We start from the raw sequence: 20,431 nt of genomic DNA, 5'->3' as shown, positions 1-20,431 counted from the left end.
CGCCCCCGCCCGGCGCCTGGACCTCGCCCCCCCGTGCGGCGCCTGGACCTCCCCACCTCGCGGGTTGGCCGAAAAGTGTTTGTCGGCAGCGGTGTTGACGTACCTCCCAAGTCGTGACTGACTGTGCGTACGCCATGCACACCATGTGAACCGACGGCACCGCATTGTGGAGGTGTGTCCTGCCGCCACTGCTCCGCTACCCGTCCGTTGACGAGCTGGCCTCCCGAGCGGCCGCACTGGCCGCCGACCGTCCCCGGGACGCCCGGCTGCGCCGGGTCGGGACCTCCCGCGCGGGCATCCCGATGTGGCTGCTTTCCATCGGTCACGGCACCCGGCACGTCCTCGTCGTCGCCGGCCCGCACGCCAACGAACCCGTCGGCGGTGCCACCGTGCTGCGCCTCGCCGACCGGGTGCTCGCCGACCCGCGCTTCACCGAGGCCGCGGACGTCACCTGGAACCTGCTGCTGTGCCTCGACCCGGACGGTTCCCGCCGCAACGAGGGCTGGCTCGCCGGTCCTTACACCCTCGGCCACTACTTCCGGCACTTCTTCCGGCCCGGCTTCCTGGAACAGCCCGAATGGCTGCCCGACGGCGCGGACACCGTGACACTGCCCGAGACCCGGGCGCTGCTCGACCTCCAGGACGAACTGCGGCCCTTCCTCCAGTGCTCGCTGCACGGCGTCGACGTCGGCGGTGGCTTCGTCGAGCTGACCCGCGACCTGCCGGGCCTCGCCCGCCGCCTCGCGCACACCGCGACCCGGCTGGGCATCCCCAGGGAACTCGGCGCCTACGACACCCTCTACTGGCCCACCCTCGGCCCGGCCGTCTACCGCGTGCCGCCGCCCCGCCGGGGCGACCTGGCCGCCGCCATCACCGAGGCCGCCGTCGAGTCCACCTGGTTCCACCCGTACCGGCACGGCACCGTCACCGCCATCGTCGAGGCCCCCATGTGGGGCGTGGCGGCCGTTCAGGACGGCACACCGCCCGCCGACCGGGACGCGGCGCTGCGGGCCGTCAGCCGGACGCTGCGGCACGACACGGTCCTCCTGGACGGCGTCCTGGAACGGGTCCGGGGGCGGCTCTCCGAAGCGCCGGACGCGGCCCGGCTGCTCGCGCCGGTCGACGACTACCTGCTGGTCGGCCCCGGCCTCGCCCGTGCCTGGGACCCCGACACCGACGCCGGCAGCGCCCGTCCGCTGCCCCCGCTCAGCAACGCCCACCTGGTCGCCCTGCGCATCGCCGGGCGCCGGCTGGCCCTGCGCACCGCCGGCCTGCTGCACCGGCTGCTGCGCGGCACCGGGGAGGACCCCACCGGCGCCCTGTCCGACCTCGACCGGCTGATCGACACCTGGTGCGCGGACTACCAGGACACCCTGGGCGCACGCTGGATCCCGGTCGCACGCCAGGCCGAGTACCAGACACGTGTCGTCCTGAGCGCGTTCGAACTGGCCCGCCGTCACGCGCGGGTGGCCGCCCGTTCGGGTGAGCCGGACTGGGGGACCGAGCCGGCGCTGCCGATGCACGGGGAATGACCCGTCTCAGCACAACGACAGCGGCCCGCGGTGCCCTGCTGGCGGTCGCCGCCCTGCTCGCCGCCGGGCCCGCCCAGGCCGCGCCGCGCACCGCCGACAGCGGCGACTACCTGTACCTGACCGTCACCCGGGGGGACGGCGCGTCCGGTGACACCGGCAGCACGCACAACGCGCTGCTGCTGTGCGACCCGCCCCAGGGGTACGCCCGCGCGGCCGAGGCGTGTGCCGAACTCGGCACGGTGGGCGGTGACATCGCGCGCCTCGCCCCGGCCGAGGGCGCCGTCTGCCCGATGGTCTACGCCCCGGTGACCGCCCAGGCGCGCGGGCAGTGGAACGGCCGGCCGATCGAGTACCGCGAGACCTACGCGAACGCCTGCGTCCTCGCCGCCCGCACCGGCCCGGTCTTCACCCTCGACTGAGCCGCGGCCCCGCCGGCCGTACCGCCGTGCGCGCCTTGCCCGCCGCCGCCCTCACGCCGCTCGTTCGCGTGCGTGCCGGGCGGCCGCGAGCACCGTCCGGGACTGGTGCTCCACCTGGCGTTCCAACGGCACCCAGCGGGCCTGGAAACGGGCCGCGTAGGCGTCGCACCAGGAGGCCACCAGCTCCTCCAGCAGCGGCGCCGCGCGGTCGTCCGCCTGCCGCAGCACCCGCAGCAGCATCGACGCCGCCCGCAGCGGCAGCCGCCGTCCGAAGGCGTCCACGCTGCCCACGTACGCCCTCGTGGTGTCGATCGGCGGCCGGCGGATCCAGTCCTCGGACAGGCCGGGGATCAGCCCCAGCGCCCAGCGGGCCGCCCGCAGCAGTGGCCCGTCCGGGCCGTCCAGCCGGGGCAGCGCCTCGGTCAGCACCCGCTCCACCTCCCGCGAGTCCCGCAGCAGCCGCCGGGCCAGCCGCCGCATCGCCGCCGCGGGCGCCGGGTGCGGTGCCGGGTCGTCGACGAGGTCGCTCGCCCACATCGGCACCTCCACGACCGCCGTCAGACCGCCGTAGCGGTGCGCGTGGTACCAGGTGCTGTGCCGCGCGTCGTCCGGCATGCTCGGGTACGCCACCCCCGAACCCGGTCCGGGCATCACCCGCACCCCGGGGCCGGAGGCCGGCCAGCCCGCCGCGTCCGAGGCACCCGTCTCCACCGGGATGTGCAGCTCCGCGGCCGACTTGGCGAACGGCTCGGCGAGCCCCGGCACGTCCCTCGTCAACTGCACCCAGCTGCCGCCCAGATCGGTGCCGTGCAGCGTCACCTGGAGGTAGGGGCGCAGCTCGTCGATCACCCCGAGCAGCGCCACGGTCTCGGGCGGCAGACGGTCCGGCGGCAGAACCGACGGCGACCACTCCGGCTGCTCCGGGCCCGCCGGCCGGTAGAAGCCGAGGTGGTAGTCGAGCAGGCTGCGCGGGGCCGGTGTGACATGCAGGCTCGCACCGTCCGGGTCCGCGCAGAGCAGGAAGTGCCAGGAGGTCTCCGCCCGCAGCCCGCGCTCGTTCAGCACCCGCTCGGCCAGTGCCTGGAGGGTGCCGCCGCCGGTCGGTTCGTTGGCGTGGGCACCCGCGACCACCAGCACCGCCCGGCGGGCCTGCCCCATGGACAGCAGGTGCAGGGGTCTGCCCCCGCGGGAGACGCCGATCTGCCGCAACGTGCACAGGCCGGGCCGGAGAGCGGCCAACGCCCGGGCGGTCGAGATCAGTTCGGGAACACTGGGGTAGCGCAGCTCCGGCAGGAGACTCACCCCCGACTTGTCCGCCCGGCTTCGCACTCCCCAGTCCCGCACGGGATAGGTGAACTGTCAAGAACCTCCCGGGGGAGGCTCCAGGGGGCGCCCGGAGGCACGTGCGGTCGGCCCGTCGGACGGTCGACACCGGCCGGGGTCGCGAAGCCATTACGGGGCGCGGAACGACTCCACGCGCCCACTACCGACGCGGCCCGCGCCCGACGGGTTTCGTCAACTCCCGAAAACAGTCACATATTCACTCGTACGGGTGAAGGTGTGGCTCATTGTCCGGCGACGGTCCCGGCATCCACCCGTTCCAGCAGCACCACCGGCCGTCCCTCGAAGAGCTCGTCCACGCGCGCGTGCCCGGTGAACTCCCGCCCCGGCGCCAGAGCGTCGGCCCACCGGCCCGGCGGCAGCGGCAGGACCGTGTCCCGCCAGCCGCCCGCCGCGGCCAGCCGCAGCGACAGCCGGGTCACCGCCGTGACCACCTCCCCGGAACGGGCGAACGCCAGGCAGTGCGCCGCGGCCGGGCCCTCGGCGGCCAGCGGCGTGTACGTCGCCGAGTCGCCGAAGACGTCCGGCCGCCGCGCCCGCAGCCGCAGCGCCGCCGCCGTCACCGCGTCCTTCTCGCCCGGATCCGCGGGCGGGAACGCGACCGGACGGCGGTTGTCCGGGTCCACCAGCGCCCGGTACTCGCCCTCGGTGCCCTGGTACACGTCCGGCACCCCCGGCATCGTCAGCTGGACCAGCGCCGTGCCCAGCACGTTGGCCCGGACGTGCGCCGCCAGTGAGGCGCGGAAGGCCGCCACACGCTCGCCCGGCGCCCCGCACGGCCCCGCCGCGACGAACGAGACCACGGCCTCCTCGTACGGCGGCTCCTGCTCCGTCCAGCTCGTGTACAGGCCGGCCTCCCGCACGTGCTTCACCAGCGCCCCGCGCACCCGCTCCGGGTCCGCCGGGCCGAGCCCGAACACCGTCTGCCAGGCGGCCCAGGCCGTCTGCCCGTCCGGCACCGGCACGCCGCCGTCCCGGGTCACCTCGGTCAGCAGGTCCGCCCAGAGGTCCGGGCACTCCGTCAGCACCGCCAGCGCCGCGCGCACGTCGGCGCTGCGCTTGGTGTCGTGCGTCGTCACGACCGTCCCGGTGAGCGGCCAGTCGCGCTGCACGCGCGCGCAGTAGGCGTGGAAGTCGTCGGGGGAGACGCCCGGGCTTCCCGGGTCCCCGCCCACCTCGGTCGCCGACAGCAGGGGCACGTACCGGTAGAACGCCGTGTCCTCCACGGACTTGGCCCGCAGCGCCGAGGCGGTCTGCGCGAACCGCACGCGGAACTCGTCGGCCTCCGGTCCCTGCCCGGCCACCAGCAGCCCGCGCACCACGTCCACCGCCCCGCCCTCCTCGGGCACCAGGAACGCCAGCCTGGCCTCCTCCGCGGCCTGCCCGGTGACCACGGCAGCCGCGTCGTCGACGCCGTAGGGCCGGTACACGCGCAGCCGTACCAGCAACTCCTCGAGGGCGGTGCGCAGCGCCCAAGGCGCCCGGTCGCGTAGCGCGGGGTCGGGCGAGGCGGCGCACACCCGCGTGGCCGCCCGCGTCAGCCGGTCCGTCTCGGTGGCCAGCTCGTGGGTGACGACCTTGTACGCCGCCCGCCGGACCGTCGCCTCCCAGTCACCGCCGCGGTCGGTCCCCGGGGCCGCGAAGCTCCGGTACTGCCCCAGCAGTTCGCCGGCCCCCACGGGATCGGTGAACAGCCCGTCCACCTGCCGCAGCGCGTCGTACCCGGTGGTACCGGCGACCGGCCAGCCGGCCGGCAGGTGCTCGCCGTCGGCCAGGATCTTCTCCACGACCGTCCAGCGGCCGCCGGTCGCCCCGTGCAGCCGGGTGAGATAGCCGGTGGGGTCGGCGAGCCCGTCGGGATGGTCGATCCGCAGCCCGTCCAGCACGCCCTCGTGCAGCAGCTGGAGGATCTTGCCGTGGGTGGCGTCGAACACCTCGGGGTCCTCGACGCGCAGCCCGATCAGCTCCGAGATGCTGAAGAACCGCCGGTAGTTCAGCTCGGTCCGGGCCAGCCGCCACCACACCGGGCGGTACCACTGGGCGTCCAGCAGCGCCGGCAGCGGCAGGTCCGCGGTGCCCTCCCGGAGCGGGAAGGCGTGCTCGTGATAGCGCAGCACCTCCCCGTCGACCGTGAGCTCACCCAGGACCTCGCCGACCGGGCCGCCGAGCACCGGGACCAGCAGCTGCCCGCCCTGTGCCTCCCAGTCGATGTCGAACCAGCGCGCGTAGGGCGACTTCGGGCCCTCCCGTAGCACCTCCCACAGGGCCCGGTTGTGCCGGGGGGCCATGGCCATGTGGTTCGGCACGATGTCCAGGACCAGGCCGAGGCCGTGCGCCCGCGCGGTGCGCGAGAGCGCGCGGAGCCCGTCCTCGCCGCCGAGTTCCGCACGCACGCGCGCGTGGTCGACCACGTCGTAGCCGTGCGTGGAGCCGGGGACGGCCTCCAGGACCGGGGAGAGGTGGAGATGCGAGACGCCGAGCGAGGCGAGGTACGGCGCTGCGGCCTCGGCGGCCGAGAAGGGGAAGTCGGGCTGGAGCTGGAGCCGGTAGGTGGAGGTCGGCACGGCGGGGGCGGTTCGCTCGGCTGTCATGCGGACGTATGTACCCGTCTCGTCGGGATTCGTGTCACGGTGCGGGCCGGCGGGGGCCGGCCGCGCGGTTCCCCGCGCCCCTGCCGGGGCGCCTCACGCCGGCCTCTTCAGGACGGTCAGGCTCCGCTCCGGCAGCGTCAGCTTCGCCCCCGCGTCCACCTTCGCCCCCGCGTCCACGTTCGCCCCCTGCGGCACCCCTTCGGCCCGCGCGGTGTCGACCACCACCTCCCACTGCCGTCCGTGGTTCACCGGGACCAGGAACTCCAGCGGGTCCGGTGACGCGTTGAACATCAGCAGGAAGGAGTCGTCGGCGATGCGCTCCCCGCGTGGGCCCGGTTCCGAGATCGCGTTCCCGTTGAGGAACACGGTGAGGGCCGACGCCTGGGCGGAGCCCCAGTCGCGCTGGGCCATCTCGTGGCCCTCCGGGGTGAACCACGCGATGTCGGAGAGCTCGTCGTGGGTGCCCTCCACCGGGCGGCCGTGGAAGAAGCGGCGGCGCCTGAAGACCGGGTGTTCCTTGCGCAGGCGCGCCATCGCGCGCGTGAAGGCCAGCAGCTCGTTGTCGTCCTCGGGAGCCGGCCAGTCCACCCAGGACACCTCGTTGTCCTGGCAGTACGCGTTGTTGTTGCCCTGCTGCGTCCGGGCGAACTCGTCGCCGTGACCGATCATCGGCACGCCCTGGGACAGCATCAGCGTGGCGACGAAGTTCCGCATCTGCCGCGCGCGCAGTTCGAGGACGCCCGGGTCGTCGGTGTGCCCCTCGACCCCGCAGTTCCACGACCGGTTATGGCTCTCGCCGTCCCGGTTGTCCTCGCCGTTGGCCTCGTTGTGCTTGTCGTTGTACGACACCAGGTCGTGCAGGGTGAAGCCGTCGTGGCAGGTCACGAAGTTGATGGAGGCCAGCGGCCGGCGGCCGTCGTCCTGGTAGAGGTCGGAGGAGCCGGTCAGCCGGGAGGCGAACTCCGCGAGCGCGCGCGGCTCGCCGCGCCACAGGTCGCGCACGGTGTCGCGGTACTTGCCGTTCCACTCGGTCCACAGCGGCGGGAAGTTGCCCACCTGGTAGCCGCCCTCGCCGACGTCCCAGGGCTCGGCGATCAGCTTCACCTGGGAGACCACCGGGTCCTGCTGCACCAGGTCGAAGAACGACGACAGCCGGTCCACCTCGTGGAACTGCCTCGCCAGGGTCGCCGCGAGGTCGAAGCGGAAGCCGTCGACATGCATCTCGGTCACCCAGTACCGCAGCGAGTCCATGATCATCTGGAGTACGTGCGGGGACCGCATCAGCAGCGAGTTCCCGGTGCCGGTGGTGTCCATGTAATAGCGCGGATCGTCGGTCAGCCGGTAGTAGGACGGGTTGTCCAGGCCCCGGAAGGACAGCGTCGGACCCAGGTGGTTGCCCTCGGCGGTGTGGTTGTAGACCACGTCCAGGATCACCTCGATCCCGGCCTCGTGCAGCGCCCGGACCGCCGACTTGAACTCCAGGACCTGCTGGCCGCGGTCGCCCCAGGAGGCGTACGCGTTGTGCGGGGCGAAGAAGCCGATCGTGTTGTAGCCCCAGTAGTTGTTCAGACCCATGTCGACCAGCCGGTGGTCGTTCACGAACTGGTGGACCGGCATCAGCTCCAGCGCGGTCACCCCCAGCTCCACCAGGTGCTCTATCAGCGCCGGGTGCGCGAGGCCCGCGTAGGTGCCGCGCAGTTCCTCCGGCAGACCCGGGTGGCGCATGGTCAGGCCCTTCACATGGGCCTCGTAGATGACCGTGTGGTGGTACTCGGTGCGCGGCCGCCGGTCGTCGCCCCAGTCGAAGTACGGGTTGACCACCACCGACGTCATGGTGTGCGGCGCCGAGTCCAGGTCGTTGCGCCGGTCGGGGTCGCCGAAGTGGTAGCCGTACACCTCCTCGCCCCAGCGCACCGACCCGCTGACCGCCTTCGCGTACGGGTCGAGCAGCAGCTTCGCCGAGTTGCAGCGCAGCCCGCGCCCGGGGTCGTACGGGCCGTGCACCCGAAAGCCGTAGCGCTGCCCGGGCATCACCCCCGGCAGGTACGCGTGCCGTACGAACGCGTCGCTCTCGCGCAGCTCGACGGCTGTCTCGGAGCCGTCGTCGTGCAGCAGACACAGCTCCACTCGGTCCGCGGTCTCCGTGAACACCGCGAAGTTGGTCCCGGCGCCGTCGTACGTCGCGCCGAGCGGATATGCCTCTCCAGGCCAGACCTGCATGAAGTCGACTCTTCCAGGTGTGCCTCACGCCCGGGGGCGCCTTGGTCATGAGTCTGCCCGAAAGTAATGGAACCCCCGGTGACTTACGTCCCTCTTACCCGGCGACCAGTGCACGCAGCGCCCGTGCGGCGAAGTGTGCCGAACCAGTGGGGCAGACACGTACTCCCTGTGACCTAGGGGGAGTAGGGGGAAGATGTGCGCAAGATAGTGCACCGCCATCTGGGCAAGGTGGTGGCCGGTGCGGGACTGGCGGTGGCGGGGACCGCCGTGATGGTCGGGATCACCCTGCCGGGTACGGCCGGGGCCGACGAGTCGGGAGGGAGCGACGGGACCGGCGTGGTCGCCGGACAGCAGGCGGGACAGGGCAAGGACGCCGTCAAGGGCGGCGTGGTGGAACAGGCGCCCGCCGAGGGGAAGAAGGGCACGGGCAGCGACCCGCTGACCGACGACGAGACCAAGCGCGTCGAACAACTTGCCCTGACCAAGCAGATGTTCAACGCCGGAGAGAACGTCGAGGGGCGACGCGGCCCGGAGCGGCTGAGCGTCGACCTCGCCGAGCCGGACGCGAACGAGCTGGACAGCTCGAACGCGCCGCGCCGCGCGGACGTCACGTTCTACGACTACCGCGACGACAGCCTCGTCACCCGGACCGTCAACCTCGACACCGGGAAGGTCGAGGGGACCACCACCCGGCAGGGCGTCCAGCCGCCGCTCAGCCACGACGAGAACGTCGAGGCCCTCCAGCTGCTGATCGCCGATCCGCTCGGCGCCGGCCTGAAGGCGGACTTCAAGGACGCCACGGGTACCGCGCTGACCGACCCCGAGCAGCAGCTGCTGCTCAACAGCGCGGTCTACCGCGCCACCCCGGGAGCCCAGCCGGCCGCGCTCGACAAGTGCGGCGAACACCGCTGCGTGCGGCTCTTCCCGAAGGTGAAGAACGGGCCGTGGATCGACGCCAGGTCGCTGATCGTCGACCTGAGCGCGCGCAAGGTCGTGAAGCTCGGCCGCTGAGCCGGCTCCGTTCGCTCGTCCTTCCCATCGCCTCTCCCGTACGAGGAGTCATTTCGTCATGCACGTGAACGAACGCGCGGCCACCCGCGTGCCCAGAGTCCGCCGGGCCCGCAGGACGGCCGCCGTGGGCCTGTCCGTCGCCGCGCTGGCGGCCGGCGCCACCACGGCGGCCGGACCCGCCGTCGCCCAGCCCAAGCAGGCCGCCGCGGCCGCCGCCGACTGCTCCGCGGCCTACCGCATCGAGCAGAAGCTCTCCACCGGCACCACCTGGCGGATGTGCTGGCGCTACGACAGCAAGGCCGGGCTGGTCCTGGAGCACATCTCCTACCAGCCCAAGGGCGAGGCCGCCGCCATCAAGGTCCTCTCCAGCGCCCGGCTCGCCCAGATCGACGTCCCCTACGACGACGGCAGCGTCGAGTACGACGACCTGACCGGCTTCGGCTTCGCCCAGGGCCTGGTGCCGCTCGCCTCGGCCGAGTGTCCCGGCGGCACCATCAAGACCGTCAAGGTCCCCGACGCCTGGGACCCGGCCCACCCGAACGTCAACGGCCTGTGCACCACGACCCGTTCGCGCGGCCACGCGTACCGGATGCAGGCCGACACCGGCAACCGGGTGTACCAGCAGCAGGGCAAGGACCTGCTGGTCTACACCGTCAACAAGGTCGGCTGGTACGAGTACATGACCGAGTGGCGGTTCCAGGACGACGGCACGATCAACATGAACGTCGGCGCCACCGGCAGCCTCTCACCGGGCGACTACGACGCGGGCGACGGCCGCGGCTGGCCGATCGGCAAGGGCGCCCACGCCTACGCCACCAGCCACGCGCACAACGTCTTCTGGAAGCTCGACTTCGACCTCGACGGCTCGTCGAAGAGCCGCATCGAACAGTACGACTCGAAGGTCAGCGCCCCCGCCCATGGTCAGGAGGCCCCCACCAACAAGACCACCCGCACCGATGTCACCAAGGAACTCGCCGGTGACGCCCAGAACATGCGCTGGTGGCGGGTGGTCAGCACGGCCGGCAAGAACAAGGACGGGCACGCGCGGTCCTACGAGATCGTCCGGGGCGCCAGCAACAAGTACCCGGGGCACGCGTTCACTTCGCACGACGTCTACTTCACCCAGTACGACAAGTGCGAGCTGTTCGCCAGCAACAACCCCGGCTGCGCGAGCGGCCACCCCAGGACCGTCGACAAGTTCGTCAACGGACAGACCCTCACCAACCCCGTGGTCTGGGTGAACGTCGGTTTCCACCACATCGCGCGCGACGAGGACCAGCAGCCGATGCCGGTCCACTGGCAGGGCTTCTCCATCGCCCCGCGTGACGTCACCGCTATGAATCCGCTCACTCCGGCCGCCCTCGCCGATCAGAACGGTCAGCCGGGAGGCGGTAGTTGAGAAACGACCTGTCCATCCGGCTGCACCGCCGACCTCTCCCGGAGTACCCTTCCTTGATCGTTGGCATGGGGAGAGCTCGGGGGAGCGGAAGGCGGTGCACGGGTGGGCTCGGGAGGCCTGGAGCTGCCCCCTGGTGACGAGGGTCACGAGGGGAACTCCAAAGACGTCCCGCCCGGCGCGGTGTCCCTGGCCCGGCCGATGGACGCCTCGGGCTCCATCGGACCGGAGCTGGAGTGGGACGCCGACGCCTGGCTCGAGGTGCGTACGCGCGCCCAGCGGGCGGGCCGGGCCTACATCTGGCTGAACCTTGTCGAACAGCGGATGCGCACCGTCGTGGCCGCCGTGCTGCGGCCCATCTACGAGCCCGTCCACGGCGACGAGTGGGTGGTCGCCGCGGCCGGTCCGGCCGGCCAGGAGTGGGTGCAGCGGGCGGTCGCGGTCCGCGAGGTCAGCCGCCGCAAGGGCTACCTGCTCGACCCCGCCGACGACAACGTGCTCAGCTTCCTCACCCTGCCGCAGCTGCGCGAGCTGATGGTGCAGCACTGGCCCTGCTTCGAGCCGTACTTCGACGAGCGCCGGGACGTCGAACTCGCCCTGGACGAGCTGGAGGTGACGCGCAACGTCGTCTCCCGCAACCGGGCCCTGTCCGGTGCCGTCCTCGACCAGGCCGAACGCGCCTCCGCCCGGCTCCTGGAGATGCTCGGCGCCGGCGGTGACGTGCCCTCCGCGCGCCGGCTGCCGGTGGACGCGGTCGAGGACCTCGTCGGCGACCGGTACGCGGACGTCGTCGCCGTCCACCCCGACCGGGTCCGCCTGATGCGGCAGTTCCCGGCCGAGGACCTCTTCGGCGCCGCCCGCCGGCTGGACGCCATCGGCATCGGCCTCAACCTGCTGGTGCAGAACTTCTCCGGCCGCCGCCTGATCCGCCTCGCCGAGACCGGCTGCCGGGTCCGCCTGCTCTTCCTGAACCCGGCCTCCAGCGCCGTCAAGCGCCGCGAGCGCGAACTGGGGATGAAGCGGGGCGAACTGGCCCGCTCGGTCGAGATGAACATCCTCCACATGCGCCGGGTCCGCTCCCGGCTGCGCGACCCGGGCGCCTTCGAGATCCAGGTGTACGACGACACCCCCCGCTTCTCGGCCTACCTGGTGGACGGCGACGGCGCCGACGGCGTCGCGATCATCCAGTCCTATCTGCGCGGGGCGCGCGGGATGGAGTCGCCGGTGCTGGTGCTGCGCAACGGCAACAAGGTGGTCAAGTCGGACGACATGGTGGAAACGGGGCTCTTCCCGACGTATCGCGAGGAGTTCGAGATGGCTTGGGCGGATTCGCGCCCGGTGTCCTGACGCGGGTGCGAGGGGGAGTCGCGGCCGGTAACCGGAACGCGGTCCTCTGATTGTCAGTGGCGCATGCGAGGGTGGAGACCACTGGGGGAAAGCACCACCAAGAAGGGGGGCCGCCCATGGGCTGGCACCAGGAGCTCCTGATCGGCTTCGACCTGGAGACGACGGGTACCGATCCGCGAGAGGCGCGGATCGTCACGGGGGCCGTGATCGAGGTCAGGGCCGGGCAGGAACTCGGCCGCCGCGAGTGGCTGGCCGATCCGGGCGTGGAGATCCCGGCGGACGCGGTGGCGGTGCACGGCATCAGCAACGAGCGCGCGGCGGCCGAGGGCAGACCGGCCGACCAGGTCGCCGACGCCCTCGCGGACGTCCTCACCGGGTACTGGAAGACGGGCGTCCCCGTCGTCGCCTACAACGCGAACTTCGACCTCACCCTGCTCTCGGCGGAACTCCGCCGACACGGACTGCCGTCCCTCTCCGACCGCCTCGGCGGCCTCGACCCCGGACCGGTCGTGGACCCGTACACCATCGACCGCCGGGTGGACCGCTACCGCCGCGGCAAGCGCAACCTGGAGGCGGTCTGCGCCGAGTACGGCATCACCCTCACCGCCGCGCACAACGCCTCCGCCGACGCCCTCGCCGCGGCGCGCCTGGCCGGTGCGATAGCCGAGCGGCACCCGAAGGTCGCGGCGCTGGGCCCGGCGGAGCTGCACCGGCGCCAGGTGGAGTGGTACGCGGAGTGGGCTGCCGACTTCCAGCAGTTCCTGCGGCGCAAGGGGGAGGCGGACGCGGTGGTGGACGGGGCGTGGCCGGTGCGGGAGCTGGTCGACGCCGTTTGAGCGTTCCGCTCAGCCGGAAGCTCCGTGATGCGTCGTTGTTCGTCTGCGGCGCCGTTGGGGCTGGTCGCGCGGTTCCTCCCCCAGCCTTCGGCCGGGGGTACCCCCAGCGCCCCTTGGGGCGCTCCTCAGAAGGGGTACCAGCGCACCGACTCGTCGCCCTCCCGTAGCGACGTGACCCGGCGTTCGAACTCGGCCAGCGCCTTGGGGTTGCTCGGTGCGTGCTGGGCCACCCACGCGCAGCTCGCCGTCTCCCTGGCGCCGCGCAGGACGCCGCACCCCTCCCACTCTCGCACGTCCCATCCGTAGGCCTGGGTGAAGGAGTCATAGGCCTCGGCGGGCAGGCCGTACCGGTCGCGGGAGAGGGCCATCACCACCAGGTCGTGCTCGCGCAGGTCGGCGGAGAAGGTCTCCAGGTCGACCAGGACCGGGCCGTGCGGGCCGACGTGCACGTTGCGGGGGAGCGCGTCCCCGTGGATCGGTCCCGGCGTCAGATGGGGCGTCAGCGTGGCCGCGGCCGTCGCGAAGCCGTCCCGGCGCTCCCGCAGGTACGCCGCGTCGGCGGGGTCGATCGCGTCGCCTGCCAGCCGCAGCCAGCGCTCCACCCCGCCCAGCAACTCGCGGGGCGGCAACGCGAAGGAGGGGGAGGGCAGCGCGTGCACGATCCGCAGCAGTTCGGCCAGATCCCGCGGCTCGGCCGGCCGCACCGGGTCCGGCAGGCGGTGCCACACCGTGACCGGGTGGCCGTCGACGAGCAGCGCCTTCGGCTCGGCGGCGCGAACGGCGGGCACGTCCGCCGCCGCCAGCCAGCCGGCGATGTCCAGCTCGCGCCGGGCCCGGTCGAGCAGTTCGGCGTCCCGGCCGACCTTCACCACCAGCTCCCCGGCGGCGAACACCGCGTTCTCGCCCAGGGCCAGGAGCGAGGCGCCGGCCGCCGCGCCGGGCAGCACATCCGCCGCGGTCAGTACGTCCCGCGCCCTTGCCTCGTCCATCGTCCGCCTCCGTGTCCGCTCCCGACGCCCGTGTCCCCGTGACTGTGCGGGTGCACACGGCGGCGTCTTCTCGCCGTCCGGCGGTCAGTCTCGCATCCACGGAGGTCGGACGGTGTGCGCGGTGTCTTGACGGGGCACCCCGCCTTCACGACCATGTCCAGGCCCGACCGGGCCGCGCAAAGGGGGATGACGTGGCAGTGGTCACCGACGTGGCGAGTACGAGGCGGCCGGACGCCGCACGTGTCACCGACCGCGGCGCCTGGTTCCTGGTCCTGCCCGCCCTGATCCCGATCCTCGTGCTGAGCGTCGGCCCGCTGCTCTACGGGATCATGCTGGCGTTCACCGACGCCCAGTCGGGCCGTACCGCGGCGACACGGTGGATCGGCGGTCTCAACTTCCGGGACCTGGTGCACGACACGCTCTTCTGGGAGTCTTTCCGGATCGGCCTGGTCTGGGCCGTGGGGGTGACCGTGCCCCAGTTCCTGCTCGCGCTGGGCCTCGCCCTCCTCCTCAACCAGGAGCTACGGCTGCGCGGCCTGGCCCGCGCCCTCGCGATCGTCCCGTGGGCGATGCCCGAGGTGGTCGTCGGCATCATGTGGCGGCTGGTCTACAACCCGGACGCGGGGATCCTCAACGAGACCCTGCACGACCTGGGCCTCGGCGACGGCCGGGACTGGCTAGGCGGCCTGGCCACCGCCCTGCCCGCCGTGATCGTCGTCGGTGTCTGGGCCGGGATGCCGCAGACCACGGTCGCCCTGCTCGCCGGGCTCCAGAACACCCCGCGCGAACTCCACGAGGCCGCCGCCGTGGACGGGGCGGGCGCCTGGCGCCGCTTCCGCACGGTCACCTGGCCCGCCCTCAGACCCGTCGCGCTGGCCGTCACGGCGCTCAATCTGATCTGGAACTTCAACTCCTTCGCGCTGGTCTACGTCCTGACCAGCGGCGGCCCCGGCGGCAGGACCCGGCTTCCGATGCTGTTCGCCTACGAAGAGGCCTTCCGCTACGGACAGTTCGGGTACGCGGCCGCGATGGGCTGCGCGATGGTCGCGGTGATCGCGGTACTGCTCGCCGTCTTCCTGGCGGGCCGGCTGCGAGGAGGCGAGGACACATGAGGACCAGGACCAGCACCCGCGTCGGCCGGTACGCGGCCCTGATCGCCTACCTCGTCTTCCTCGCCTTCCCGCTCCTGTGGCTGCTCTCCACGGCCTTCAAGTCCGCGCAGGAGCTGGGCAGTCTGCATCCCACCTGGATCCCGCGGCACCCGACCCTCGCCAACTTCCGGCAGGCCTTCGACGAACAGCCCCTGCTGCGCGCCGGCCTCAACTCCCTGCTCGCCGCGCTCGGCGCCGCACTGATCGCCGTACTCCTCGCCACCCCGATGGCCTATGTGACGGCCCGGCGCCGCACCGCGCTCTCCCGGGCGGTCACCGGCTGGGTGGTGGTCGGTCAGGCGTTCCCGTTCGTGCTGGTGATCATCCCGCTGTTCCTGGTGCTGAAGAACCTGCGGCTGATCGACTCCCTGCTCGGCCTGGTGCTGGTGTACGTCGTGTGGGCGCTGCCGTTCGCGCTGTGGATGCTCGTCGGACACGTCAGGGCGGTGCCCGTCGAACTGGAGGAGGCGGCGGCCGTCGACGGGGCCGGGCGGCTGCGCACCCTGGTGTCGGTGACGGCGCCGCTGCTGGCACCCGGGATCGTGGCGACCGCGCTGTTCGCCTTCGTCACCGCCTGGAACGAGTTCTTCTTCGCGCTGGTGCTGCTGAAGACACCGGAGAAACAGACCCTGCCGGTCGTCCTCACCCACTTCATCGGCGCCGAGGGCGTGGCGGACCTGGGTCCGCTGGCGGCGGCCGCCTTCCTCGCCACCCTGCCCTCACTGCTGGTCTTCGCCCTCGTGCAGCGGCGGCTCACGGGCGGGCTGTTCGCCGGGGCGGTGAAGAGCTGATGCGGACCAGGGCGACCACGGCCGTCGTCGTACTCCTCCTGCTGATCGCGGGCTGCTCGGCCGGTGGCGGGACCGGCGGTCCCATCACCCTCCGCTTCCAGTCGCTGGCCTGGCAGGACGAGTCGGTCGCCGCCAACAAGGAACTGGTGAAGGAGTGGAACGCCACCCACGCGGACGTCAAGGTCGAGTACGTGCAGGGCAGTTGGGACAACGTCCACGACCAGCTGCTGACCTCCTTCGAGGGCGGTGAGGCGCCGGACATCATCCACGACGCCTCCGACGACCTCGCGGACTTCGCCTATGGCGGGTACCTCGCCGACCTGACCGGTCTGCTGCCCGCCCGGCTCAGGTCCGCGATACCCGAACGCACCTGGCGGACGGCCCGGTTCGGCAAGGGCGTCTACGGCGTGCCCTTCCTCCAGGAGCCGCGCGTCCTGATCGCCAACACGACCTGGCTCGCCGCCTCCGGCGTGCGCATCCCGACCCCCGCACACCCGTGGACCTGGGCAGAGTTCCGGCGGGTCACCCAGCGGCTCAGCGGCGCCGGGCGGTACGGCGTCGCCTGGCCCCTCAAGGAACCCGTCTCCGCCACCCTCAACCTCTCGCTCTCCGCGGGCGGGCGGCTCTTCCACCGAAGCGCCGACGGCAAGGTGACCGTCCGCTTCGAGGCCGCCGACCAGGTCGTGCCGCGCACGATCCACGACCAGCTCGGCGTCGACCACAGCGCGCCCGGCTCCACCCTGGGCAGCGGCGGCTCGGACACCCTGCCCGGCTTCTTCGGCGGCAGGTACGCGATGGTCCCGCTCGGCTTCTCCTACCGGCAGCAGATCGTCCAGCAGGCGCCCGAGGGCTTCGACTGGGAGGTGCTGCCGGCTCCGGCCGGCGCCGACGGGCTCGCCCAGGGGGTCAGTCCGCAGACGCTGTCGATCGCCGAGGACAGTCCCCACAAGAAGGAGGCGATCGAGTTCGTCGACTTCCTGCTGCGGCCGCGGAACATGGTCCGGCTCGCCCTCGGCGACTGGATGCTGCCCACCGGCACCGAGGCCCTGGAGGACCCGGCCCTGCACACCGCGAAGTACGGTTGGGCCACCGGTACCGCCCTCGCCGGACGGCTGGGCCCGGCCCCCGCCCAGACGGTCCGCGGCTATCCCGAGTGGAAGGACAAGGTGGCCGGCCCGGCCCTCCAGGAGTACTACAGCGGCGCCATCGGCCTCGGCGAACTCCGCCGCCGGCTGGAGCGGGACGGCAACCTGGTGCTTGCCCGCTACCAGCGCTGACCGACGAATGACCGGCGAACGGCCGGCGAACGGCCGGCGAACGGCCGGCGAACGGCCGGCGGAGAAGGGGACAGGGCCCGCCGGCTCCCCGGGAGTCGGCGGGCCCTGTGCGGCGGGCCGGTGCTCAGACCGGCAGGCGGTCCTGCTCGCCGCGTGCCGTCGGCGGCGCCACCGGCTCCGGCGACTCGTCGTGGGTCAGGTCCGGCAGCCACCGCAGCCAGCTCGGCAGGTACCAGTTGCGCTCGCCGAGCAGCGCCATCACCGCCGGGAGCAGCACGCCCCGGATGACCGTCGCGTCGATCAGGACGGCCGCCGCCAGGCCCACGCCCATCTGCTTCATGGACTGCATGGACAGCGTGCCGAAGATCGCGAAGACGGCGACCATGATGACGGCGGCGCTGGTGACGACCCCGGCCGTGGTGACCACACCGTGCTGGATGGCGTCCTTGGTGGACCGGCCGCGCAGCCGGGCCTCGCGGATCCGGGAGACCACGAACACGTGGTAGTCCATCGACAGGCCGAACAGGATCACGAAGAGGAACAGCGGCAGCCAGGTGACGATCGCGCCGACGCCCTCCGCGCCCACCAGGGAGGCGCCCCAGCCGTGCTGGAAGACGGCGACGAGGATGCCGTAGGCGGCCCCCACCGAGAGCAGGTTGAGGACGATCGAGGTGATCGCCACGGTCAGCGAGCGGAACGACAGCAGCATCAGGAGGAAGGCGAAGACGACCACGAAGGCGAAGACCGGGACGACCGAGCCCATCAGCTGGTCGTTGAAGTCCTCGTTGCCGGCGACCGAACCGGTGACGGGCGCCTGCACCCCGTCGACCCGGCCCAGGGTGGCCGGCCGTACCTCGTCGCGCAGCGTGCGCAGGCTCTGGCCGGCCTTGTCCATGTCGGAGCCGCCCACCAGCGGCACGGATATCAGGGCGACGTTCTGGCCGTCGTGCAGCCTGATGTCGACCGGGCCGCGCGAGGCGCCCGAACTGATCGCCCGTTCCCGGAAGTCGGTCAGCGCCCGCTTCACCTCGGGGGCGTTGATGTCCTTGGCCCTGACGACCACCTCGGCGGGCTCGGAACCGCCCGGGAAGGCCTCGTTGAGCCGGTCGTAGGTCCCCACGATCGGCAGCGAGTGGCCGAACTCCTGGTCCAGGGTGAGCTGTGAGGTCTTCATCCCGAGCGTGGGCGCGGCGACGCCGAGCAGCGCGCCGACCGCGACGGCCACGGAGACCAGCGGCCTGGCGAGCACGCCCCGCAGGACGGCGGTCCAGAAGCGGCTCTGAGCGCGGCCGCCCCGGCGCTCGCGGCGGCGCAGGAAGGGGATCCGGCCCTTCTCGACCCGCTCGCCGAGCAGGGAGAGCAGCGCCGGCAGCACGGTCACGGAGCCGACCATGGCGACCGCGACGACCATCAGGGAGGCCAGGCCCATCGCCTCGAACTCGGCGAGCCCGGTGAACAGCATGCCCGCCATGGCCACGCACACCGTGACACCGGAGACGATGATCGCCCGGCCACTGGTGGCGGCGGCGATGCGCAGCGCGGCGCCCGCGTCCCGGCCGGCGTCCCGCTCCTCGCGTTCCCGGCGCAGGTAGAACAGGCAGTAGTCGACACCGACCGCCATGCCGACCAGCAGCATCACGGAGTTGGCGGTGTCACTCATCGGCTGGAGGTGGCTGACCAGGCCCATCAGACCCATCGTCGCCATGATCGCGGTGACGGCCAGACCGACCGGCAGCAGCGCGGCCACCAGGGCGCCGAAGGCGATCAGCAGGATCCCGAAGGCCACCGGGACGGCGGAGTACTCGGCCCGCTGGAAGTCCTTGCCGAAGGCGTCGTCGTACTGCTTGTTCATGCTGGCGCCGCCGATCTCCTCGATCCGCAGCGAACCGTGTGCCTTCTGGACCCCGGCCACGGCGTCCAGCACCGGCCCGACCCGGTCGCCGGCGGTCTCCGCGTCGCCGCGCATGTCGAACTGGACCAGCGCGCTGCGGCCGTCCTTCGAGATGGTCCGGGTGTCGTACGGCGAGGTGACGTCCGTGACCCGGCCGGTGCCCTCGACGGCCTTCACCACGTCGGCGACGGCGGCCCTGAAGACGTCGTCCGTGGCCTTGGCCGAGGTGCCCTTCGCCTGGATCAGCACCGTCTCACTGGCCGGCTCCTTGATCCCCGCATCGTCGATGATCTTCGCGGCGGTGTGGGTCTCGCCCTTGAGCTGGTCGCCCTCGTCGACGTCGACCCGGCCGGCGGCGGAGCCGAGCCCCATCGCCAGGACCACGAACAGCACCCATATGCCGACGGCGGCCCAGCGGTGCCGGGCGCTCCAGCCGCCGGCCCGCGCGGCCAGGCCCCGCACCCGCGTCTCTCCGTGCCCCTTGACGGGATCCATGACGGGATCGCCCCCCTCGTGTGCGGTGACGGCCCCGGCCGTCACGGTCTCTTCACGACTTCCTTCGTTCGTTTCGAAGGTATGGGCCCGGCAAGAGCGACTCCTCGTGCTGCCCGGTGAAGTACGGCGGCCGGTTCTCGTCGCCGAGGAGGATGCCGGGCCCTTACATCTGTCGACCCGTCTCGGGGGTGATGATCAGGGGTGTCCCTTCCGACGACGTGCATCCTCTTTGTGATTGCGGAACCTTGTTGAACAAGTCACAGGTGCGTGTAGAGGTTGATCCGGGCCGGTCCGATCGGCCAGAGTTTCGGGCAGTCCGGGTTGCCCGGCACGGCCGTCGTGCCGACCCCCACGGGGCACGACGGCCGTTCTAAGGTGTTCGAATGACGACCTATGCGGCGCTGCTGCGCGGGATCAACGTGGGTGGCAAGAAGAAGCTCCCGATGGCGGAACTGCGCGGGCTGCTGACCGGGCTGGGGTACGAGTCCGTCCAGACCTACTTGCAGAGCGGCCAGGCCGTCTTCGCGTGCGGCCACGGGGACGCGGAGTCGCTCGCCGCCGAATTGACCAAGGCGATCGAGGGGCGGTTCGGCTTCTCGGTCGACGTGCTCGTCCGCGACCACGCCTATCTGAAGGCGGTCGCCGAGGCCTGCCCGTTCCCCGCCGCCGAACTGGAGGCCAGGCAACTGCACGTCACCTACTTCTCCGGGCCCCTCGCACCGGAGCGCTTCGCGGACCTGGACCCCGCCGCACACCTTCCCGAGGAGTTCCGCCTCGGCGACCGCGCGCTGTACCTGTACGCCCCGGACGGCCTCGGCCGCTCCAAGCTGGCCGAGGCCCTGTCCCGGCCCCGGATCAACAAGGGACTGATCGCGACGACCCGGAACTGGAACACGGTGCTGAAGCTGGTCGAGCTGACCGGCTGACCGGCCACCCTGCCGGTCCGGCGGCACCCGTCACACCGTGACCACTCGGGCAACTACCCAATACGGCCAAGTCGTTGGCAGCTGAACCGGTAAAGCCCCCGGTGTGACACGTTCGCCGCGCACGACGCAGAGAGAAGAGCCGGACACGGCGGCGAGCGCTCCCTGGAGCCCGCCGCGGGCCGGCTGTTCGCGGTCCGACGGACAGGGGAGCGCCGGAC

At 72.3% G+C, this 20,431-nt stretch carries 15 protein-coding genes; 10 read left to right on the top strand and 5 right to left on the bottom strand.

The window, feature by feature from the left end:
• Positions 1 to 164: 164 nt before the first annotated feature.
• Positions 165 to 1,532, top strand: coding sequence for a M14 family zinc carboxypeptidase (locus AAW13_RS14935; protein ID WP_046732380.1), 1,368 nt, complete (start codon positions 165 to 167; stop codon positions 1,530 to 1,532).
• Positions 1,529 to 1,951, top strand: coding sequence for an SSI family serine proteinase inhibitor (locus tag AAW13_RS14930; protein WP_046732381.1), 423 nt, complete (start codon positions 1,529 to 1,531; stop codon positions 1,949 to 1,951). The genes AAW13_RS14935 and AAW13_RS14930 overlap by 4 nt, the downstream gene beginning before the upstream one ends.
• A 51-nt stretch (positions 1,952 to 2,002) precedes the next feature.
• On the opposite strand, the gene AAW13_RS14925 is transcribed toward AAW13_RS14930, so the two are convergent.
• The 3 genes from AAW13_RS14925 to glgX form a co-directional block, all read right to left on the bottom strand.
• Entirely contained in the window at positions 2,003 to 3,253 is a 1,251-nt protein-coding gene (locus AAW13_RS14925) for a M14 family zinc carboxypeptidase (RefSeq protein ID WP_046732382.1), read from the bottom strand.
• 263 nt (positions 3,254 to 3,516) lie between these two features.
• A complete protein-coding gene (treY, locus tag AAW13_RS14920; protein WP_206306220.1) occupies positions 3,517 to 5,883 on the bottom strand; it encodes a malto-oligosyltrehalose synthase in 2,367 nt (788 codons plus the stop codon).
• Positions 5,884 to 5,976: 93 nt separating this feature from the next.
• Positions 5,977 to 8,103, bottom strand: a complete 2,127-nt coding sequence (gene glgX / locus AAW13_RS14915) for a glycogen debranching protein GlgX (protein WP_046732383.1) — start codon at positions 8,101 to 8,103, stop codon at positions 5,977 to 5,979.
• A gap of 195 nt (positions 8,104 to 8,298) precedes the next feature.
• Between glgX and AAW13_RS14910 the strand changes: the two genes are divergently transcribed.
• The 4 genes from AAW13_RS14910 to AAW13_RS14895 all read left to right on the top strand — a co-directional run bounded on the left by AAW13_RS14910 (position 8,299) and on the right by AAW13_RS14895 (position 12,693).
• Positions 8,299 to 9,114: a hypothetical protein gene (locus AAW13_RS14910; RefSeq protein WP_046732384.1), complete on the top strand. Its 816-nt coding sequence runs from the start codon at positions 8,299 to 8,301 to the stop codon at positions 9,112 to 9,114.
• Between the two features lie 58 nt (positions 9,115 to 9,172).
• Positions 9,173 to 10,513 (top strand): copper amine oxidase, encoded by a 1,341-nt coding sequence (locus tag AAW13_RS14905; protein WP_046732385.1) that lies wholly within the window; start codon positions 9,173 to 9,175, stop codon positions 10,511 to 10,513.
• 102 nt (positions 10,514 to 10,615) lie between these two features.
• Entirely contained in the window at positions 10,616 to 11,857 is a 1,242-nt protein-coding gene (locus AAW13_RS14900; protein ID WP_046732386.1) for an SAV2148 family HEPN domain-containing protein, read from the top strand.
• Positions 11,858 to 11,973: 116 nt separating this feature from the next.
• Positions 11,974 to 12,693 carry a 3'-5' exonuclease gene (locus tag AAW13_RS14895; protein WP_046732387.1) on the top strand — a complete coding sequence of 240 codons (720 nt, stop codon included), beginning with the start codon at positions 11,974 to 11,976 and terminating at the stop codon, positions 12,691 to 12,693.
• Positions 12,694 to 12,818: 125 nt separating this feature from the next.
• Here AAW13_RS14895 and AAW13_RS14890 read toward each other — a convergent pair whose 3' ends face one another.
• Positions 12,819 to 13,682: a phosphotransferase enzyme family protein gene (locus AAW13_RS14890; protein WP_046732388.1), complete on the bottom strand. Its 864-nt coding sequence runs from the start codon at positions 13,680 to 13,682 to the stop codon at positions 12,819 to 12,821.
• A gap of 191 nt (positions 13,683 to 13,873) precedes the next feature.
• Between AAW13_RS14890 and AAW13_RS14885 the strand changes: the two genes are divergently transcribed.
• The 3 genes from AAW13_RS14885 to AAW13_RS14875 are packed head-to-tail and all read left to right on the top strand — an operon-like array spanning position 13,874 to position 16,901.
• Positions 13,874 to 14,794 carry a carbohydrate ABC transporter permease gene (locus AAW13_RS14885; protein ID WP_046732389.1) on the top strand — a complete coding sequence of 307 codons (921 nt, stop codon included), beginning with the start codon at positions 13,874 to 13,876 and terminating at the stop codon, positions 14,792 to 14,794.
• Positions 14,791 to 15,624: a carbohydrate ABC transporter permease gene (locus AAW13_RS14880; RefSeq protein WP_046732390.1), complete on the top strand. Its 834-nt coding sequence runs from the start codon at positions 14,791 to 14,793 to the stop codon at positions 15,622 to 15,624. Before AAW13_RS14885 ends, AAW13_RS14880 begins: the two co-directional genes overlap by 4 nt.
• Positions 15,624 to 16,901, top strand: a complete 1,278-nt coding sequence (locus tag AAW13_RS14875; protein WP_046732391.1) for an ABC transporter substrate-binding protein — start codon at positions 15,624 to 15,626, stop codon at positions 16,899 to 16,901. The genes AAW13_RS14880 and AAW13_RS14875 overlap by 1 nt, the downstream gene beginning before the upstream one ends.
• Positions 16,902 to 17,025: 124 nt before the next feature.
• Here the strand turns inward: AAW13_RS14875 and AAW13_RS14870 are convergent, their stop codons facing one another.
• On the bottom strand, positions 17,026 to 19,287 hold the full coding sequence (locus AAW13_RS14870; protein WP_046732409.1) for an MMPL family transporter: 2,262 nt from the start codon (positions 19,285 to 19,287) through the stop codon (positions 17,026 to 17,028).
• 383 nt (positions 19,288 to 19,670) lie between these two features.
• On the opposite strand from AAW13_RS14870, the gene AAW13_RS14865 reads away from it, so the two are divergent.
• Positions 19,671 to 20,213 (top strand): DUF1697 domain-containing protein, encoded by a 543-nt coding sequence (locus AAW13_RS14865; protein WP_046732392.1) that lies wholly within the window; start codon positions 19,671 to 19,673, stop codon positions 20,211 to 20,213.
• The last annotated feature ends 218 nt before the right edge of the window (positions 20,214 to 20,431 follow it).

It is taken from the genome of Streptomyces humi (assembly GCF_001005085.2).
Lineage (GTDB): Bacteria > Actinomycetota > Actinomycetes > Streptomycetales > Streptomycetaceae > Streptomyces > Streptomyces humi.
Note: the sequence above shows the minus strand (reverse complement) of the source record. Positions and strands in the feature narration are given on the sequence as shown.

Excerpts from the sequence above, each read along its gene's own strand:
- AAW13_RS14930 (WP_046732381.1), top strand. The coding sequence starts at position 1,529 with ATGACCCGTCTCAGCACAACGACAGCGGCCCGCGGTGCCCTGCTGGCG.
- glgX (WP_046732383.1), bottom strand. The coding sequence starts at position 8,103 with ATGCAGGTCTGGCCTGGAGAGGCATATCCGCTCGGCGCGACGTACGAC.
- AAW13_RS14905 (WP_046732385.1), top strand. The coding sequence starts at position 9,173 with ATGCACGTGAACGAACGCGCGGCCACCCGCGTGCCCAGAGTCCGCCGG.
- AAW13_RS14870 (WP_046732409.1), bottom strand. The coding sequence starts at position 19,287 with ATGGATCCCGTCAAGGGGCACGGAGAGACGCGGGTGCGGGGCCTGGCC.
- AAW13_RS14895 (WP_046732387.1), top strand. The coding sequence starts at position 11,974 with ATGGGCTGGCACCAGGAGCTCCTGATCGGCTTCGACCTGGAGACGACG.
- AAW13_RS14875 (WP_046732391.1), top strand. The coding sequence starts at position 15,624 with ATGCGGACCAGGGCGACCACGGCCGTCGTCGTACTCCTCCTGCTGATC.
- AAW13_RS14890 (WP_046732388.1), bottom strand. The coding sequence starts at position 13,682 with ATGGACGAGGCAAGGGCGCGGGACGTACTGACCGCGGCGGATGTGCTG.
- AAW13_RS14880 (WP_046732390.1), top strand. The coding sequence starts at position 14,791 with ATGAGGACCAGGACCAGCACCCGCGTCGGCCGGTACGCGGCCCTGATC.
- treY (WP_206306220.1), bottom strand. The coding sequence starts at position 5,883 with ATGACAGCCGAGCGAACCGCCCCCGCCGTGCCGACCTCCACCTACCGG.
- AAW13_RS14865 (WP_046732392.1), top strand. The coding sequence starts at position 19,671 with ATGACGACCTATGCGGCGCTGCTGCGCGGGATCAACGTGGGTGGCAAG.